This window comes from Curtobacterium sp. MCSS17_006, assembly GCF_003234215.1.
Taxonomy (GTDB): domain Bacteria; phylum Actinomycetota; class Actinomycetes; order Actinomycetales; family Microbacteriaceae; genus Curtobacterium; species Curtobacterium flaccumfaciens.
Map to the genome: position 1 here is coordinate 34,949 of NZ_QKSO01000002.1, position 18,584 is coordinate 53,532.

Consider the following 18,584-nt stretch of genomic DNA (forward strand, 5'->3'; position numbering starts at 1 on the left):
CCGTGGGCATCCGGTCCGGGCGGCGGCTCGGCGTGGACGTCGGACGCGCCCGGATCGGGGTCGCCGTGTGCGACCGCGACGGCCTGCTGGCGACGCCGGTCGAGACCGTCCTTCGTGACGACTCGAAGGACCTCCGGCGCATCCTGGAGCTCGCCGACGAGTACGACGTGCTCGAGGTCGTCGTCGGGCTGCCGCTGTCGATGTCAGGTGGGGACACGGCCTCCACCGAGGACGCCCGCGTGTTCGCCGCCCGGATCGCGGCGCGTCGACAGGTGCGCCTGGTCGACGAACGACTGTCGACCGTGACCGCCCAGCGAGGGCTGCACCAGGCCGGCAAGAACACGAAGAAGTCCCGGGCCGTGATCGACCAAGCAGCCGCTGTTATCATTCTGCAACACGCGCTCGACCACGAGCGCAGTGCCGGTGCCCCTCCGGGCACCACGCTTCCCTGACAGGGCTGCCCGGTACCGCACATGGGTGCTCTCGTCGTCAGCTGTGAGGACGACGGTGCCCAGGTGGAGTTCCCGACCGAGAGACCGAGGACGTTGGCAGACGATCTGGACTGGAACGCGATCATCGCGCCCGGCAACGACGCCGAGCGGCGGAAGGCGACTTCCGACCGCACGACAGGCACCGATGACCGCGACGACGCTGGTCAGGTGACCCCACCGCCGGCGCCTCCGATGTCCCGACGCGAAGCCCGCGCCCTCGAGGCCGAGCGGGCCCGCGTGGCACCGACCGACGAGCCGTCGGCCGCCGAACGGACCACCGAGGCCCCGCCAGCCGCACGCGACGAACGCCCGGCGTCCCCCGCCGACGCACCGATCGCCACCCGCCCCGAAGACCTGCACCCCGAGGTCGCCGCACTGCTGACCGGCGAGCTGCCGACCGAGCCCGCGGTGACCGCCGCGGCCGGCGGGTCCGGCGCCGACGGGACGGACGACGGTGACGCGACCGGCGGCGGTGGTGCTGCGGGAGGCGGCGGACGCGGGGGACGAGGCGGCGGAGGACGCGCCTCCAGGCCGCCCCGCGAGCCACGGCCGAAGCGCCGGCGCGGACCGCTCGTCGCGGGGCTCGTCATCGTCGCGGTCGTGCTCGCTGCCGGCGTCGGGGCGTACACGTTCGCCGCACCCAAGATCCAGCAGCTCATCGCGGCGATCAGCGGCGCGCAGGAGCCCGACGACTACACGGGCAACGGCACCTCGAAGGTGACCATCACGATCAAGCAGGGCGACATCGGCGAGAACGTCGCCGCGACGCTGCAGCGCAGCGGCGTCGTCAAGGACTCGAAGGTGTTCTACAAGCTCCTGCTGGCCTCGCCGGACGTGCAGTTCCAGCCCGGTTCGTACGCGCTGAAGAAGCAGATGAGCTCGAAGTCCGCGCTGGCGGCCCTGCAGGACAAGGACAACCGCGTCCAGGCGTCGATCATCATCCCGGAGGGCACGGCACTCGCCGACATCAAGGCCGGGATGGTCTCGAAGGCCGGTCTGACCGAGAAGCAGGTCGACGCGGCCGCGAAGGACCTGTCGGCCTACGACCTGCCGTCCGGCGTCACGACGCTCGAGGGCTGGCTCTTCCCCGCGACCTACCCGATCAACCCGGGCTGGACCGCCGAGCAGTACTTCAAGTCGATGGTCGACACCATGAAGGAGCACCTGTCCGCCGCCGGCGTCAAGGAGGCCGACCAGGAGCGCACCATCGTCTTCGCGTCGCTGGTGCAGAAGGAAGCCGGCCTCGCGGCCGACTACCCCAAGGTCGCCCGGGTGTTCCAGAACCGCCTCGACCAGGGGATGAAGCTGCAGTCCGACGCCACGGTCGCGTACGGCACGGGCAACACGCACACCGTGACGACCACGGACGCCGAGCGTGCGGACGCCTCGAACGAGTACAACACCTACGTGCACGAGGGGCTCCCGCCCGCACCGATCTCCAACCCGGGTGACATCGCGATCAAGGCCGTGACGAACGAGGCCCCGGGCAAGTGGCTGTACTTCGTGACGGTCGACCTGGAGTCGGGCAAGACCGTCTTCTCGGACACCTACGACCAGCACCTGGTGGCGGTCGAGCAGTTCCAGGCGTGGCTGCGGGCGCACCCCGACTACCAGTAGGCGACGACGTCGCACGGACGATCGCTGTGGGAGGATTGCGGCATGCTTCGTTGGTTGACTGCTGGTGAGTCCCACGGACCCGAACTGATCGCCATGCTCGAGGGCCTGCCCGCGGGTGTCCCGGTGTCGTTCGAGTCCATCCGTGCCGATCTCGCGCGCCGCAAGCTCGGCTACGGCCGTGGCTCGCGGATGAAGTTCGAGCAGGACGAGCTGCACGTGTCCGGCGGCGTCCGGCACGGCTACTCGCTCGGCAGCCCCATCGCGATCCGCATCGGCAACACCGAGTGGCCGAAGTGGGTCGAGGTCATGAACCCCGAGCCGATCGAGTCCACCGAGATGTCCCGCGGGCGGAGCGCGCCGCTCACCCGACCGCGTCCGGGCCACGCTGACCTGGTCGGCATGCAGAAGTACGGCTTCGACGAGGCGCGCCCGATCCTGGAGCGGGCGAGTGCCCGCGAGACCGCCGCACGCGTGGCGCTCGGTGCCGTCGCCAAGTCGTTCCTGGCCGAACTCGGCATCCGCTCGGTGGCGCACACCCTGCAGGTCGGGACCGTCCGGGTCCCCGACGGCACGGACCTGCCGCTGCCCGACGACGTGGACCGCCTCGACGAGGACCAGCTGCGGTGCTTCGACGCCGAGACCTCCGCACGCATGGTCACCGAGGTCGAGGCCGCGAAGAAGGACGGCGACACCCTGGGCGGCGTCGTCGAGGTGCTGTTCTACGGCGTCCCGCCGGGCCTCGGCTCGCACGTGCACTGGGACCGCCGGCTCGATGCCCGCCTCGCCGCGGCGATCATGGGGATCCAGGCCATCAAGGGGGTCGAGGTCGGTGACGGCTTCGCGACCGCCGGCCGCCGGGGCTCCGCCGCGCACGACGAGCTGTACCGCGAGGACGGCGAGATCTACCGCACGAGCGACCGCGCCGGTGGGACCGAGGGCGGGATGTCCACGGGCACCGTGCTGCGCGTCCGCGCCGGGATGAAGCCGATCGCGACCATCCCGCACGCCCTGCACACGGTGGACGTCGTCTCCGGTGAGGACGCCTCGGCGCACCACCAGCGCTCGGACGTCTGCGCCGTGCCCGCTGCCGGTGTCGTCGCCGAAGCGATGGTGGCCCTGGTGCTCGCCGACGCGGTGCTCGAGAAGTTCGGCGGCGACAACGTCGTCGAGACGAAGCGCAACCTCGACGCCTACCTCGCGGCGATCCCGGAGACCCTGCGCACGCGCCGGACCGAGCCGTCGGCGACGTCGACCGACCTGTGAGCACCGACGTCCGACGCGCCGACGCGCCCGTGGTCGTGATCGGCCCGATGGGCGCCGGCAAGTCGAGCGTCGGCAAGCGGGTGGCGAAGGCCCTCGGCGTCCCGTTCACGGACACCGACCGGGTCATCGTGCGCGAGCACGGGCCGATCCCCGGGATCTTCGCCGACCGCGGCGAGCCGGCGTTCCGCGCGCTCGAGGCCCAGGCGGTCCGGGCGGCGCTGGCCACCGGCGGCGTCATCGCCGTGGGCGGGGGAGCCGTCACCCACGCGGACACGCGGCAGGCCCTGAGCGGCGCGCGCATCGTCCTGCTCACCGTGTCGCCCGAGGCCGTCGCCGACCGGATCGCCGGGTCCGACCGGCCCCTGCTGGCGAACGGCGGGATCGACGCCTGGCAGACGATCATGGACGAGCGGGCGGCCACCTACGCCGAACTCGCGCACGTCGTGGTCGACACGTCCCGCCGCCCGATGTCCCGCGTGGTCGACGAGGTCGTCACGTGGCTGCGCAGCGACGCCGGCACCACCGCCGCGCCCGGCAGCACGACCAGCAGCACCACCAGCACCGAAGGAGCACCGTGACCGAGTCGACCCTGCCCGCCGGGACCACCGAGATCCGGGTCGGCGGTGACGACGGCTACACGGTGGCCGTCGGCACGGACCTGCTCGGCGCCCTGCCCGCGATCCTGGGCCCGCGTGTCGCCAAGGTCCTCATCGTGCACTCGCCGACGCTCGGTGCCCGGGCGAACGAGCTCCGCGCGCTCCTGGTCGAGGCCGGGCTCGAAGCCCTGATCGCCGAGGTCCCCGACGCCGAGGGTGCCAAGCGCGTCGAGGTCGCCGCGTTCTGCTGGCAGATCATGGGGCAGGCCGACTTCACCCGCACCGACGCGGTGATCGGCCTCGGTGGCGGTGCGGTCACCGACCTGGCCGGCTTCGTCGCCGCGACCTGGCTGCGCGGTGTGCCGTACGTGGCCGTCCCGACCAGCGTGCTCGGCATGGTGGACGCCAGCGTCGGCGGGAAGACGGGCATCAACACGAACGAGGGCAAGAACCTGGTCGGTGCCTTCTACGCCCCGCGTGCCGTCGTCGTGGACCTCGACCTCGCTCGCACGCTGCCGCGCAACGAGATCCTGACCGGCTTCGCGGAGATCGTGAAGGCCGGGTTCATCGCCGTGCCCGAGATCCTGGACATCATCGAGGCCGACGTCGACCGGGTGACCGACCCGACGACGCCGGAGTTCCGCCGGGTCGTCGAGCTCGCCATCGCGCTCAAGGCCGAGGTCGTCTCGGACGACTTCACGGAGCAGGGCCGCCGCGAGATCCTGAACTACGGGCACACCCTCGGGCACGCGATCGAGCACGCCGAGCGGTACCAGTGGCGCCACGGCGCAGCGGTGTCGGTCGGCATGGTGTTCGCCGCCGAGCTCGCCCGACTGACCGGCCACCTGGACGACGCCACGGTCGATCGGCACCGGGCGATCCTCGAGTCGCTCGACCTGCCGACCTCGTACGGCGTGGGGCGCTGGCAGGGGCTGCTCGCCACCATGCGTCGTGACAAGAAGGCCCGTGCCGGCATGCTGCGGTTCATCATCCTGGACGGCGTCGGCAAGCCCGTCGTGCTCGAGGGCCCCGAGGACCACCTGCTCTTCACTGCCTACCAGGAGGTCGGCGTCTAGCCACGCCGGTCAGCGCAGGACCCGTCGCATCCTGCGCCACCACCAGGTGACACGCGTCGAGACGGTGACCACGCCGGTGCGCTGGGATTCCCGCCATTCGTCGACGGTGGCGCCGTGGTCCCAGGCGAAGAGGATGTCGTCGTCCTCGTCGAGGTCGGGCGCGTCGGGGAGCGGTCGCAGGATCGACATCAGTCGGGGGCCCTTCGTTCGTCGTCGTCAAGTGCCTGGTCGGCGCTGGCTCGCCTGCGGAGCGCTCGGCTCGCGAGTCGGCGATCGGCCTTCGACCACCACGGTACGGTCTCCAGGTCTCGGAGCACCGTTGTCGAAATGTCGTATGTGCTCGAGCACGAGTGTCTCGCTCCAGGACCGCGCCCCGCGCCGGGCCCGCGCCGGCCTGTGGAAGCCGCACCGGGCCTCCTGGCTGTGGAGGAGGATGGGACGACGCGACGGACCGCGCCACCCGCACGCTGCGGACCCAGCACCGGGGAGCAGACTGGCGGGCGTGCCCACCCCACCCCGACTGAGCGACCTCTCCGGACCGCGCGACGCCGACACCGGCACCCTGCGCTCCCGTGGTCGCCGCTTCACCGAACTACTCTCGATCGCCCGCCGCCACCACCTGGTGCCGTTCCGTCGTCTCGACTTCTCGCACGACCCGGCAACGTCGGACCTGCGTCGCGACCAAGCCGAGCACCTGCGCCGGGCGCTCGAGGAAGCCGGTGGCGGGTTCGTGAAGATGGGCCAGCTGCTCTCCACCCGCGACGACCTGCTGCCCGAGGAGTGGACCGAGGGACTCGCCCACCTGCAGCGGAACGTCACGGCGGCACCGGCGGACGAGGTCCGTGCGCTCCTCGAGCAGGAGCTCGGCGCCCCGGTCGACCAGGTCTTCGCGACCTTCGACCCGGTGCCCGTCGCAGCGGCGTCCATCGCGCAGGTGCACCGCGCCCGGCTGCCCGACGGCACCGCGGTCGCCGTGAAGGTGCAGCGGCCGGGGATCGACGCCGCGGTGCGCCGCGACGTCGACATCGCACTGCGGGTCGTCCGGTTCATGGCCCGGTGGTCGACCGAGGCGCGGCAGGTCGGCGTGCAGGACATCGCCGGCCAGTACGCGGACGACCTGATCCGGCAGGTCGACTTCGTCTCCGAGCTCCGGAACCTCACCGCGCTGCGTGCGGCCCAGGCCCGCAGCGCGCGTCCGGACGAGGTCCGGTTCCCGGACCCCTACCCGGACCTGTCCGGCCGGCGTGTGCTGGTGATGGAGTTCCTGGAGGGCGACACGCTCAGCGCGATCCGCGCCGAGCGTACCGAGCGCGACCTCGACGCGCCGATGCGCGCCATCCTCCGCGCCTTCCTGCGCCAGGTCGTCTTCGACGGCCTGTACCACGCGGACCTGCACCCGGGGAACGTCCTGGTGCTGCCCGATGGTCGGCCCGCGTTGATCGACTTCGGATCGGTCGGGAGGCTCGACCCGGGTCTCCGGGACACGGTCCAGGACCTGTTGGCCGCCTACCTGCAGGACGACACGTCGCGGATCGCCGATGCGGTCCTGCGGATGGCACCCGTGCGCGATGCGCACGACGAGCCCGACTTCCGTCGGGACATCGCCCGCTTCGTCGCGGACGAGCTCGGCCCGGGTGCGCGCATCGGCGTCGACACCGTGGACGACGCGGTCGAGGTCTTCGGGCGCTACCGGCTGAAGCCGCCGCCGGACTTCGTCGCCGCGGCACGCGCCCTGGCCATCTTCGAGGGGACGCTCCGCACACTCGCACCGTCGTTCGACCTGCTCGAGGAGTCCCGCGGACTCGCCCGGGAGCAGATCACCGACCAGCTCCGGCCGGGCAAGCTCCGCGACCTGGCGGCGAAGGAGCTGCTCGGCGTCGTGTCGGCTGCCCGTCGCCTGCCCCGCCGGGTGGACCGCATCGGCGAGGCGATCGAGACCGGCCGGTTCACGGTGAACATCCGGCTCTTCGCGGACAGCCGCGACCGGCAGCTCGTGTCCGGGATGATCCGGCGCATCCTGCTCGTGCTGCTCGGTGCGGGGGCGGGGATCCTGGCGATCGTCTACCTGTCCTTGCCGGCACGACCGACGGCGGCCCTGTCCACGGGGGTCGCGGGCGGGTTGCTCGGGGGAGCGGCGGTGGTGCTGCTCGGCTGGGCGGCGATCGACGCCTGGCTCGCCCGACGGCGACGCTGAGCCCGGGCCGGGCGCCCGCCCGGGCCCGGCGCCCGCCCGGGACCGGCGCGTCCGGCACGCACGCGCACCGCTCGGGTCGCCGGGCGGGCGTCCGCTACACTCGTCCGGGGCCGTCCGCGGCCCGAGGACACTTCACAACACGACCGAACGGGACACCGACGACTCATGGCCAGTACCACAGACATCAAGAACGGCGCCGTTCTCATCATCGACGGCCAGCTGTGGTCGGTCGTCGAGTTCCAGCACGTCAAGCCGGGCAAGGGCGGCGCGTTCGTCCGCACGAAGCTCAAGAACGTCGTCTCCGGCAAGGTCGTCGACCGCACGTTCAACGCCGGCGCGAAGATCGACACCGCCGTCGTCGACCGTCGTGACTACCAGTTCCTCTACGAGGACGGCGACTCCTACGTGTTCATGGACACCGACACGTACGACCAGATCCCGGTCTCCGCGACCGTGGTCGGCGACGCCAAGAACTACCTGCTCGAGTCCGCGATGGTCACCATCGCGATGAACGAGGGCAACCCGCTGTACGTCGAGCTCCCGACGTCGATCGTCACCGAGGTCGAGACCGAGCCCGGCCTGCAGGGCGACCGCTCCTCCGGCGGCACCAAGGACGCGACCATCATCGCGACCGGCCACCGCATCCAGGTCCCGCTGTACCTGGAGAGCGGCACCCTGGTGAAGATCGACACGCGCGACGGCAGCTTCCTCGGCCGCGTCAACTCCTAGGCGCTGACCGTATGAGTGCTCGTTCGAAGGCCCGCAAGCGCGCCCTCGACATGCTGTACGTCGCCGAGGTGCGCGAGCTGCCGATCGCGGACGTGCTCGCCACCGAGACGGTCCGGCACCTGGACCAGCCGGAGCGTGCCTCCAGCTGGGACTACGCCCGCCAGATCGTCACCGGTGTCGACGACGCCCGTCACGAGATCGACTCCGTCATCGTCGACCACGCCCAGGGCTGGTCGATCGCCCGGATGCCGGTCCTCGACCGCTGCATCCTGCGGATGGCCGTCTGGGAGCTCCGGTTCAACCCGGAGGTGCCCGACGCCGTCGCCATCGCCGAGGCGGTCGAGCTCGCGCAGTCGCTGTCCACCGAGGACTCCGCCGGCTTCGTCAACGGCGTGCTCGGGGCCGTCGCCGGCGGTCGTGCACCGTCCGGTCGGACGGTCGCAGGAGACCAGGAGTCCCGGTAGGGTTGACCACGTCAGCATCCTTTAATGCCGTCCAGTGAGGCGGGGAAGGGGGTCGACGTGGGAACCAGAACGGTCCTGCAACAGCCCGACATCACGCGTGCCCTGACACGCATCGCGCACGAGATCCTCGAAGCCAACCACGGGGGCTCGGACCTCGTGCTCCTCGGCATCCCGACCCGCGGCGCCGTCCTGGCGGAACGCCTCGGCCGGATCCTGGCCGGCATCGAGCCGGAGTGGTCCTCGGCCGCCGGTGGCATCGGGACGGAGCGTGTCGGCACGCTCGACGTCACCATGCACCGCGACGACCTCGGCCACGGCATCGGCCGTGCGCCGCACCGGACGGTGATCCCCGCCGGCGGCATCGACGGCAAGGTCGTCGTGCTCGTCGACGACGTGCTGTACTCCGGTCGCACCGTCCGCGCCGCGCTCGACGCGCTGCAGGGCATCGGTCGGCCGCGTGCCGTCCGGCTCGCCGTGCTCGTCGACCGCGGCCACCGCGAGCTGCCGATCCGTGCCGACCACGTGGGCAAGAACCTGCCGACGGCGTCCGACGAGCGGGTCACGCTGCACCTGGCCGAGACCGACGGCGACGACACCGTGTTCATCGAGCAGGGGGTGGCGTGATGCGGCACCTGCTCTCGACTGCCGACCTGTCCCGCGACCAGGCCGTCCACATCCTCGACGTGGCCGAGGAGATGGCCGAAGTCAACACGCGCGAGGTCCGGAAACTCCCGGCCCTGCGCGGCAAGACCGTGGTGAACCTGTTCTTCGAGGACTCCACGCGCACGCGCATCTCGTTCGAGGCCGCCGCGAAGCGCCTGTCCGCCGACGTCCTGAACTTCGCTGCGAAGGGCTCGAGCGTCTCGAAGGGCGAATCCCTGAAGGACACCGTCCAGACCCTCGGCGCGATGGGCATCGACGGCATCGTCATGCGCCACGGTGCTTCGGGCGCCCCGCGGGTGCTCGCCGACGCCGACTGGATCGACGTGCCAGTGGTCAACGCCGGTGACGGAACCCACGAACACCCGACGCAGGCGCTGCTCGACGCCTTCACCATGCGCCGCCGCCTGCACGGCGCCGGCTCGCGCGGCCAGGGCCTCGACGGCGTGCGCGTCCTGATCATCGGCGACGTGCTGCACAGCCGGGTCGCCCGGTCGAACGCCTGGCTGCTCCGCACCCTCGGCGCGAGCGTGACCTTCGCCGCGCCGCCGACCCTGCTGCCCGCCACCCCGACCCCGTTCGGCGCCGCGGTGCACCACGACCTCGACACGGCCCTCGCCGAGGCCCCGGACGTCGTCATGACGCTCCGCATCCAGCAGGAGCGCATGAACGACGCCTTCTTCCCGAACCCGCGCGAGTACACGCGGCACTGGGGCCTGACGGCGGCGCGCTTCGGGCGGCTGTCCGAGCGCACGCTCATCATGCACCCCGGTCCGATGAACCGCGGGCTCGAGATCGCCGGCGTCGCCGCCGACGACCCCCGTTCGACCGTCGTCGAGCAGGTCGAGAACGGCGTCTCGGTCCGGATGGCCGTTCTCTACCTCGCCCTGACGGGCAGTGCCGGCACCGGCACCGACGCGAAGGAGTCCGCCGCATGACCGCTCACCTGATCCGTGGCGCGCAGCTGGTCGACGGCTCGCGTGCCGACATCCGCCTGGAGGCCGGGCGCATCACCGCGGTCGGGTCCGGTCTCGACACGGCCGGCGCCACCACCGTGGACGCGGACGGCCTCATCGCCCTGCCCGGTCTCGTGGACCTCCACACGCACCTGCGCGAGCCCGGTCACGAGGAGTCCGAGACGGTCCTCACCGGCTCGCGTGCCGCGGCCGCCGGTGGCTTCACCGCCGTGAACGCCATGGCCAACTCGAGCCCCGTCGCCGACACCGCCGGGGTCGTCGAACAGGTCCAGGCCCTCGGCGACGACGCGGGCTACGTGACGGTCCGCCCGATCGGCGCCGTGTCACAGGGGCTGCAGGGCACGCACCTGTCCGAGATCGGCGCGATGGCGACCTCGCGGGCGAAGGTCCGGGTGTTCTCGGACGACGGCTCCTGCGTGGCCGACCCGCTGCTCATGCGCCGCGCACTCGAGTACATCAAGGGCTTCGGCGGGGTGCTCGCGCAGCACGCCCAGGAGCCCCGGCTGACCATCGGCGCGCAGATGAACGAGGGCCGGCTGTCCTCGGAGCTCGGCCTCGCCGGGTGGCCCGCTGTCGCGGAAGAGGCGATCATCGCCCGCGACGTCCTGCTCGCCGACCACGTCGGAGCACGTCTGCACGTCTGCCACGTCTCGACGGCCGGCAGCGTCGGGGTGATCCGGTGGGCGAAGTCCCGCGGCATCGACGTCACGGCCGAGGTCACCCCGCACCACCTCGTGCTCACCGAGGACCTCATCGCCGGCCACGACGGTGCGCCCGGCTACGACGCCCGCTACAAGGTGAACCCGCCGCTCCGCGCCCGCGAGGACGTCGAGGCGCTCCGCGCGGCCCTGGCCGACGGCACCATCGACATCGTCGCGACCGACCACGCGCCGCACACCGCCGAGGCGAAGTGCTGCGAGTGGCCCGCCGCCGCGAACGGCATGGTCGGCCTCGAATCGGCACTGAGCGTGGTGCAGTCCGCCGTGGTCGACGACGGGCGGCTCGACTGGGCCGACGTCGCCCGGGTGCTGTCCGAGGCGCCGGCGCGGATCGGCCAGGTCGAGGGGCACGGGCAGCGCATCGCCGTGGGAGCACCCGCCGAGATCACGCTCTACGACCCGTCGGCCAGCCGCGAGTTCGCGGTCACCGACCTCGCCGGCCAGTCGCAGAACTCGCCGTACCTCGGCATGACCCTTCCGGGCCGGGTCGTCGCGACCTTCCACCAGGGGTACGCGACGGTGCTCGACGGCCGGGTCGTCGACGCGGACACGATCGCGGCGCACGCCGCGGCGCTCCGGACAGGGGCGCGCGCATGAGCGGCGACGCGCAGCGCTGGCTCCTCGGCGCAGTGATCCTGCTCGCGGTCGCCGCCCTGTTCGTCGCGATGGCGCGCACCTGGCGGACGCGGACCAGGAAGCAGGCGGAAGCCGTGCCTCCAGTCCGCGTGCCGGCCGACCTGGCACCGGCGGTCGGGTCGTGGGACGGGTTCACCGTCGCGACGACCCGCGCCGACCAGCCGTTGGAACGCATCACCGCAGGCGGCCTCGGGTTCCGCGGCCGCGGCGGAGTGACGGTCCACGCGACCGGCGTGGTGATGCGCCTCGCCGGTACCGACGACCGCTGGATCACGCGCGACGCGGTCCGCGGCGCCGACCGATCCACGTGGGCCATCGACCGAGTGGTCGAACCCGGGGGACTGGTCCGTCTGCGATGGACGGCGACCGGCGCCGCAGGTGCGACGGACCTGGACACCTACTTCCGGTTCCCGGAGGGCGACGCAGCCGCGCTGCACGCCCTGCAGGGACTGACCGAGACCGGGCCGCAGGCGACTGCGGCCGATGCTCCGCGAATCGCGGGCGAAGGGAAGAAAGCATGACACGCGAACGGGCCGTCCTGGTCCTCGAAGACGGCACCCGGTACGACGGCTGGGCCTACGGCGCCCGTGGGCGCACGCTCGGCGAGGTGGTCTTCGCGACCGGCATGACCGGCTACCAGGAGACGCTGACCGACCCCTCCTACGCCGGACAGATCGTGGTGCAGACCGCGCCGCACATCGGCAACACCGGGGTGAACGACGAGGACCCCGAGTCCCGTCGCATCTGGGTCGCCGGGTACGTGGTGCGCGACCCCAGCCGCGTGGTGTCGAACCACCGCGCGAACGCGACGCTCGACGACCACCTGGTGCGCGACGGCATCGTCGGCATCTCCGGCATCGACACCCGCGCACTCACCCGCCGCATCCGTGACGCCGGCGCCATGAAGGGCGGCGTCTTCAGCGGTGCGGACGCGGCGCTGTCGGAGTCGGAGCAGCTGGACGCCGTGCGGTCGCAGGCCACCATGGCGGGCGCGAGCTTCTCGTCGCTGGTGTCCACCCCGGAGACGTACGTGGTGCCGGCCGAGGGTGAGCAGATCGGCACCCTGGCCGTGCTCGACCTCGGCGTGAAGGCCTCGACCACCCGGTACCTCGCCGCCCGCGGCTTCGAGGTGCACGTGGTGCCGCAGGACATCTCCGCTGCGGAGCTGGAAGCCCTCGCACCGGACGCCCTGTTCTACTCGAACGGCCCCGGTGACCCCGCCGCCTCGGACGCGCAGGTCGAACTGCTGCAGGGCAGCCTGCGCACCGGCCGGCCGTTCTTCGGCATCTGCTTCGGCAACCAGCTGCTCGGCCGTGCCCTCGGCTTCGGCACCTACAAGCTGCCCTTCGGCCACCGCGGCATCAACCAGCCGGTGCTCGACACGACCACGGGCAAGGTCGAGATCACGAGCCAGAACCACGGCTTCGCGGTCGACGCGCCCCTCGGCGAGGTCCTCGAGTCCCCGGCCGGGTTCGGTCGGGTCGAGGTCTCGCACTACTCGCTGAACGACGACGTGGTCGAGGGCCTCCGCGCGCTCGACGTGCCGGCGTTCAGCGTGCAGTACCACCCCGAGGCCGCCGCCGGACCGCACGACAGCATGTACCTCTTCGACCGGTTCGCGGACATGGTGCGCGAGCGTCGCGACGGGGAGCCGCTCGACGCGGCCACCGCCGACGCCACGACCCCCGCAGCAGACATCACCGCCGACGCCACACGTGCCGCCGACCCGGCCGCAGCAGACATCACCAAGGAAGCGAACTGATGCCCAAGCGCGCAGACATCAACTCCGTCCTCGTCATCGGCTCCGGCCCGATCGTCATCGGTCAGGCCGCCGAGTTCGACTACTCCGGCACCCAGGCGTGCCGCGTCCTCCGTGCCGAGGGCGTCCGGGTCATCCTGGTCAACCCGAACCCGGCGACGATCATGACCGACCCCGACTTCGCCGACGCGACCTACATCGAGCCGATCACGAACGCGTCGCTCGAGGAGATCATCCGCATCGAGAAGCCGGACGCCGTCCTGCCGACCCTCGGCGGCCAGACGGCCCTGAACGCGGCCATCGCGCTCGACGAGGCCGGCATCCTCGACAAGCACGGCGTCGAGCTCATCGGCGCCAAGGTCGAGGCGATCCAGCGCGGCGAGGACCGCCAGCTCTTCAAGGAGCTCGTCCTCGAGTCCGGTGCTGACGTCGCCCGCAGCCACATCGCGCACACGTTGGAGGAAGCGAAGGAGTTCGCGAAGGACCTCGGGTACCCGCTGGTCGTCCGCCCGTCCTTCACCATGGGCGGCCTCGGCTCGGGCTTCGCCTACAACGAGGCCGAACTCGTCCGCTTCGTCGGCGACGGGCTGCAGTCCAGCCCGACGACCGAGGTCCTGCTCGAGGAGTCCATCCTCGGCTGGAAGGAGTACGAGCTCGAGCTGATGCGCGACAACTACGACAACACCGTCGTCATCTGCTCCATCGAGAACGTCGACCCGGTCGGTGTCCACACCGGTGACTCGATCACGGTCGCCCCCGCGCTGACCCTGACCGACCGCGAGTACCAGAACATGCGGAACATCGGCATCGACATCATCCGTCGCGTCGGCGTCGACACCGGTGGCTGCAACATCCAGTTCGCCGTCGACCCGTCCAACGGCCGCGTCATCGTCATCGAGATGAACCCCCGCGTGTCCCGCTCGTCCGCCCTCGCGTCGAAGGCCACGGGCTTCCCGATCGCCAAGATCGCCGCGAAGCTCGCCATCGGCTACCGGCTCGACGAGATCGAGAACGACATCACGAAGGTCACCCCGGCGAGCTTCGAGCCGACCCTCGACTACGTGGTCGTGAAGACCCCGCGGTTCGCGTTCGAGAAGTTCCCGGCCGCCGACGCCACCCTCACCACGACGATGAAGAGCGTCGGCGAGGCGATGGCCATCGGCCGGAACTACGCCACCGCACTGCAGAAGTCGCTGCGCTCGCTCGAGAAGCGCGGGTCGAGCTTCCACTGGGACACCCCGGCGTCCGAGCTCGACAAGGACGCCCTGCTGGCGAAGTCGTCGATCCCGACCGACGGTCGCATCGTGACGGTCCAGCAGGCCCTGGTCGCGGGTGCCACCGCGGACGAGGTCTTCGAGGCCACCAAGATCGACCCCTGGTTCATCGACCAGATCGTGCTCATCAACGAGGTCGCGGACGAGGTCCGGGCCGCCGAGACCCTCGACGCGGACACGATGCGCTGGGCGAAGGAGCACGGCTTCAGCGACACCCAGATCGCGAGCCTGCGCAGCACGGACGCGGCACCGGTCTCCGAGCAGCAGGTCCGTGACGAGCGGCACGCCCAGGGCATCCGACCGGTCTTCAAGACCGTCGACACCTGCGCCGGTGAGTTCCCCGCCCTGACGCCGTACCACTACTCGTCGTACGACACCGAGACCGAGATCACGCCCAGCGACCGCAAGAAGGTCGTCATCCTCGGCTCCGGCCCGAACCGCATCGGACAGGGCGTCGAGTTCGACTACTCCTGCGTGCACGCGTCCTTCGCGCTGAGCGCCGCCGGGTTCGAGACGATCATGATCAACTGCAACCCCGAGACCGTCTCGACCGACTACGACACCTCGGACCGCCTGTACTTCGAGCCCCTGACCGCCGAGGACGTCCTCGAGGTCATCGAGGCCGAGGCGGCGTCCGGCGAACTCGTCGGTGTCGTCGTGCAGCTCGGTGGCCAGACCGCCCTGGGTCTGGCGAAGCCGCTCGAGGCCGCGGGCATCCCGATCCTCGGCACCAGCCCCACCGCGATCGACTCGGCCGAGGAGCGCGGGCAGTTCTCCGCCATCCTCGACGCCGCCGGCCTGCTCGCACCGCGGAACGGCACCGCCCACGACCTGGCGAGCGCGACCACGGTGGCCGAGGAGATCGGGTACCCCGTCCTCGTCCGCCCGTCGTTCGTGCTCGGCGGCCGCGGCATGGAGATCCTGTACGACTCCCCGTCGCTGGCGGACTACTTCGACCGGATGGCCGACCAGGCGATCATCGGCCCGGAGCTCCCGCTGCTGGTCGACCGGTTCCTGGACGACGCCGTGGAGATCGACGTCGACGCGCTCTTCGACGGCGAGCGGCTCTACATCGGCGGCATCATGGAGCACCTCGAAGAGGCCGGCATCCACTCCGGCGACTCGGCCTGCACCCTGCCCCCGGTCGGCCTCGGCCGCGCGGAGATCCAGGGCGTCGTCGACGCGACCGAGAAGATCGCCCGCGGCATCGGCGTGCAGGGCCTGCTCAACGTCCAGTTCGCCATCGGCGCCGGCGTGCTCTACGTCCTCGAGGCGAACCCGCGCGCCAGCCGCACCGTGCCCTTCGTCTCGAAGGCGCTCGGCATCCCGCTGGCCAAGGCCGCGTCCCGCATCATGACCGGCACCACGGTCGCCGAGCTCGTCGCCGAGGGCATGCTGCCCGAGCGTGACGGGGCGTTCGTGCCCGCCCAGTCGCCCGTCGCCGTGAAGGAGGCCGTGCTGCCCTTCCGTCGCTTCCGCACCCGCGAGGGCCAGGTCGTCGACTCGGTGCTCAGCCCCGAGATGCGCTCCACCGGCGAGGTCATGGGCATCGACCGCGACTTCCCGCGGGCGTTCCTCAAGTCGCAGGACGCCGCGTACGGCGGCCTGCCGACCAGCGGCACGGTCTTCGTGAGCGTCGCCGACACCGACAAGCGCGCGATCGTGCTGCCGGTGCACCGCCTGCAGCAGCTCGGCTTCACGATCATCGCGACCGAGGGCACGGCGGAGATCCTCCGCCGCAACGGCATCGAGGTCGGGATCGTCGGCAAGTACAGCCAGGGCGGCGAGAGCGTCGTCGACCTGCTCGCCAGGGGCGAGGTCGACATCGTCATCAACACGCCGTCGGGTGCCGCCGGTCGTGCGGACGGGTACGAGATCCGCGCGGCCACGGTCGCGGCGGACAAGCCGCTGTTCACGACGATCGCGCAGATCGGGGCGGCCGTCGCGGCGATCGAGACGATCGGTTCGCCGCTCAACGTCCGCAGCCTGCAGGACTACGCGCTCGAGCGCGCGACCTGGTGACGGCTGCCAGCATGGCAACGACCCGGTCGGGAGGCCCGACCTCCTTCGGCGACCGCCTCGCGTCCGCCATGGGGAAGCGTTCACCGCTCTGCGTCGGCATCGACCCCCACGCCGCCACCCTGGCGGCGTGGGGGCTCGCCCGCGACGAGCAGGGCCTGACGGCGTTCGGCGCGACCCTGGTCGACGCGGCCGCCGGCCGCGCGGCGATCGTGAAGCCGCAGGTCGCCTTCTTCGAGGCGGCGGGGGTCGCGGGCTACCGTGCGCTCGACGCGACGATCCGCCGGGCGCGCGATGCGGGCCTCCTGGTCGTCGCCGACGTGAAGCGGGGCGACATCGGGACCACCGGTGACGACTACGCGCTGGCGTGGCTGGACCGCGACGGGCCGTTCGCGGCCGACGCGATGACGGTGTCGCCGTACCTCGGGTACGGCTCGCTCCGGGGCACGATCGACGTCGCGCGCCGGAACGGTGCCGGCGTCTTCGTACTCGCGGCGACGAGCAACCCCGAGGCCCGTGTGCTGCAGACCGCGGTGGTCGCGGAAGGACCGCGTACCGGCCGGACGGTCGCGGCCGGTATCGTCTTGGACGTGGCAGACGACAACCGGTCCGTGGGCGATCAGGCCCTCGGCGACGTCGGGCTCGTGCTCGGCGCGACCCTTCACCTCGACGACTTCGGCATCGACGCGGACGCGATCGGCACCGCGCCGGTCCTCGCACCGGGCTTCGGTGCCCAGGGCGCCCGCATCGAGGACCTCCGTGCGCTGTACGGCGCGCGCGCCGAGCAGGTGCTCGTGAGCGAGTCGCGCGGCCTGCTGACCGACGGGCCGGACGGCGTCGCGGCGCTCGTCACCGAGCGCGCCGACCGCATCCGCACCGCACTGGCGGCGGCAGCGTGACCGACGAGCACGAGGGCCTGCCCGCGCACCGGACCCCGCCAGAGGTGGACCGGGTCGCCGCGGCGAAGGCCGCCGTCGCCGCGCGACGCGCCCGGGCCGCGGTGAAGGCCGCGATCGCGTCGGGGGAGCGCTCGGCACTCGACGTCGCCCGTGCCGCGTGGGACGACTCGCTGGTCGAGACGACCTCGGCGGAACGCTCGCTGCGGGTCCGTGACCTGCTCGTCAGCCTGCCGGGGATCGGCCCCGCACGAGCCGAGGCGATCATGGGGACCCTGCGGATCGCCCCCTCGAAGCGCCTCGGTGGCCTGGGGACCCGGCAGCGGACCGCCCTGGCGGACTGGCTCGCCGCCCGCGGTCGCAAGCGTGGCGCCTCGAAGCTCGTCGTGCTTGCCGGACCCACCGCGGTCGGCAAGGGCACGGTCAGCGCGCACATCCGACAGCACTACCCGGACGTCAACCTCAGCGTCTCCGCCACCACCCGGAAGCCGCGCCCCGGCGAGGTCGACGGCGTGCACTACTACTTCGTGGACGACGACGAGTTCGACCGCATGATCCGCGACCGCGAGCTGCTCGAGTGGGCGACCGTCCACAACTCGTACCGGTACGGCACCCCGCGCCCGCCGATCGACCGCGCGCTCGACGCCGGCGAGAAGGTCATGCTGGAGATCGACCTGCAGGGGGCCCGGCAGGTCCGCGACGCCATGCCCGAGGCGGTGCTCGTGTTCCTGCTGCCCCCGACGTGGGAGGAACTGGTGCGCCGGCTCATCGGCCGCGGCACCGAATCCGCGGAGGAACAGGCGCGTCGTCTCGAGACCGCGAAGGTCGAGCTGGCCGCGCAGGACGAGTTCGACGTGCGGATCGTGAACTCCGATGTCGGCACCGCGGCACGTGAGGTCGTAGACTTGTTCTCTGCGCCCTGACGGGTGCACTGACTTCGAGGAGACACCATGGCCAACCCCCAGGGCATCATCGACCCGCCCATCGACGACCTGCTCAGCAAGGTCGAGTCGAAGTACGCGCTCGTCATCTTCGCGTCGAAGCGCGCCCGCCAGATCAACGACTACTACGCCGACCTGCACGAGGGCTCGCTCTTCGACAACGTCGGACCGCTCGTCGACTCGACGATCGACGACAAGCCGCTGTCCGTCGCGCTCCACGAGATCAACGAGGACAAGCTCACCGTCACCAAGCAGCAGCAGCCCACCGACTGA

General features: G+C 71.6%; 18 protein-coding genes. 17 read left to right on the top strand and 1 reads right to left on the bottom strand.

What is annotated here, in order from left to right:
• Positions 1 to 8: 8 nt before the first annotated feature.
• From ruvX to aroB, 5 genes are all read left to right on the top strand, one after another.
• Positions 9 to 452 carry a Holliday junction resolvase RuvX gene (ruvX, locus tag DEJ21_RS02400; protein WP_181435772.1) on the top strand — a complete coding sequence of 148 codons (444 nt, stop codon included), beginning with the start codon at positions 9 to 11 and terminating at the stop codon, positions 450 to 452.
• 93 nt (positions 453 to 545) lie between these two features.
• A complete protein-coding gene (gene mltG / locus DEJ21_RS02405; protein WP_146247686.1) occupies positions 546 to 2,108 on the top strand; it encodes an endolytic transglycosylase MltG in 1,563 nt (520 codons plus the stop codon).
• Between the two features lie 42 nt (positions 2,109 to 2,150).
• A complete protein-coding gene (gene aroC, locus DEJ21_RS02410; protein ID WP_110858979.1) occupies positions 2,151 to 3,371 on the top strand; it encodes a chorismate synthase in 1,221 nt (406 codons plus the stop codon).
• Positions 3,368 to 3,949, top strand: coding sequence for a shikimate kinase (locus DEJ21_RS02415; RefSeq protein ID WP_111039074.1), 582 nt, complete (start codon positions 3,368 to 3,370; stop codon positions 3,947 to 3,949). Before aroC ends, DEJ21_RS02415 begins: the two co-directional genes overlap by 4 nt.
• Complete coding sequence (aroB, locus tag DEJ21_RS02420; protein ID WP_111023065.1) at positions 3,946 to 5,043, top strand: 3-dehydroquinate synthase; 1,098 nt, start codon at positions 3,946 to 3,948, stop codon at positions 5,041 to 5,043. Before DEJ21_RS02415 ends, aroB begins: the two co-directional genes overlap by 4 nt.
• 9 nt (positions 5,044 to 5,052) lie before the next feature.
• Here the strand turns inward: aroB and DEJ21_RS18095 are convergent, their stop codons facing one another.
• Complete coding sequence (locus DEJ21_RS18095; RefSeq protein ID WP_111223603.1) at positions 5,053 to 5,232, bottom strand: hypothetical protein; 180 nt, start codon at positions 5,230 to 5,232, stop codon at positions 5,053 to 5,055.
• Positions 5,233 to 5,545: 313 nt separating this feature from the next.
• Here DEJ21_RS18095 and DEJ21_RS02430 point away from each other — a divergent pair, with 313 nt between their 5' ends.
• The 12 genes from DEJ21_RS02430 to rpoZ all read left to right on the top strand — a co-directional run bounded on the left by DEJ21_RS02430 (position 5,546) and on the right by rpoZ (position 18,584).
• Positions 5,546 to 7,237 carry an AarF/ABC1/UbiB kinase family protein gene (locus DEJ21_RS02430; RefSeq protein ID WP_181435753.1) on the top strand — a complete coding sequence of 564 codons (1,692 nt, stop codon included), beginning with the start codon at positions 5,546 to 5,548 and terminating at the stop codon, positions 7,235 to 7,237.
• A 165-nt stretch (positions 7,238 to 7,402) separates the two neighbouring features.
• Positions 7,403 to 7,966 carry an elongation factor P gene (gene efp, locus DEJ21_RS02435; RefSeq protein WP_017887175.1) on the top strand — a complete coding sequence of 188 codons (564 nt, stop codon included), beginning with the start codon at positions 7,403 to 7,405 and terminating at the stop codon, positions 7,964 to 7,966.
• A gap of 11 nt (positions 7,967 to 7,977) precedes the next feature.
• Positions 7,978 to 8,430, top strand: a complete 453-nt coding sequence (nusB, locus tag DEJ21_RS02440) for a transcription antitermination factor NusB (RefSeq protein ID WP_027465744.1) — start codon at positions 7,978 to 7,980, stop codon at positions 8,428 to 8,430.
• A 24-nt stretch (positions 8,431 to 8,454) separates the two neighbouring features.
• Positions 8,455 to 9,054, top strand: coding sequence for a bifunctional pyr operon transcriptional regulator/uracil phosphoribosyltransferase PyrR (gene pyrR / locus DEJ21_RS02445; protein WP_017887177.1), 600 nt, complete (start codon positions 8,455 to 8,457; stop codon positions 9,052 to 9,054).
• Positions 9,054 to 10,028 (top strand): aspartate carbamoyltransferase catalytic subunit, encoded by a 975-nt coding sequence (locus DEJ21_RS02450; RefSeq protein WP_111223605.1) that lies wholly within the window; start codon positions 9,054 to 9,056, stop codon positions 10,026 to 10,028. The genes pyrR and DEJ21_RS02450 overlap by 1 nt, the downstream gene beginning before the upstream one ends.
• Positions 10,025 to 11,383, top strand: a complete 1,359-nt coding sequence (locus tag DEJ21_RS02455; RefSeq protein WP_111223606.1) for a dihydroorotase — start codon at positions 10,025 to 10,027, stop codon at positions 11,381 to 11,383. The genes DEJ21_RS02450 and DEJ21_RS02455 overlap by 4 nt, the downstream gene beginning before the upstream one ends.
• On the top strand, positions 11,380 to 11,943 hold the full coding sequence (locus DEJ21_RS02460) for a hypothetical protein (protein ID WP_111223607.1): 564 nt from the start codon (positions 11,380 to 11,382) through the stop codon (positions 11,941 to 11,943). Before DEJ21_RS02455 ends, DEJ21_RS02460 begins: the two co-directional genes overlap by 4 nt.
• Positions 11,940 to 13,184: a glutamine-hydrolyzing carbamoyl-phosphate synthase small subunit gene (gene carA / locus DEJ21_RS02465; protein WP_111223608.1), complete on the top strand. Its 1,245-nt coding sequence runs from the start codon at positions 11,940 to 11,942 to the stop codon at positions 13,182 to 13,184. The genes DEJ21_RS02460 and carA overlap by 4 nt, the downstream gene beginning before the upstream one ends.
• Positions 13,184 to 16,477: a carbamoyl-phosphate synthase large subunit gene (gene carB / locus DEJ21_RS02470; protein WP_111223609.1), complete on the top strand. Its 3,294-nt coding sequence runs from the start codon at positions 13,184 to 13,186 to the stop codon at positions 16,475 to 16,477. Before carA ends, carB begins: the two co-directional genes overlap by 1 nt.
• Before the next feature lie 11 nt (positions 16,478 to 16,488).
• Positions 16,489 to 17,373, top strand: a complete 885-nt coding sequence (pyrF, locus tag DEJ21_RS02475) for an orotidine-5'-phosphate decarboxylase (RefSeq protein WP_111223749.1) — start codon at positions 16,489 to 16,491, stop codon at positions 17,371 to 17,373.
• Complete coding sequence (gene gmk / locus DEJ21_RS02480) at positions 17,370 to 18,293, top strand: guanylate kinase (RefSeq protein WP_239001435.1); 924 nt, start codon at positions 17,370 to 17,372, stop codon at positions 18,291 to 18,293. Before pyrF ends, gmk begins: the two co-directional genes overlap by 4 nt.
• Before the next feature lie 27 nt (positions 18,294 to 18,320).
• The gene (gene rpoZ, locus DEJ21_RS02485) at positions 18,321 to 18,584 is read left to right on the top strand and encodes a DNA-directed RNA polymerase subunit omega (RefSeq protein WP_017887186.1); all 264 of its coding nucleotides are present in this window, start codon (positions 18,321 to 18,323) and stop codon (positions 18,582 to 18,584) included.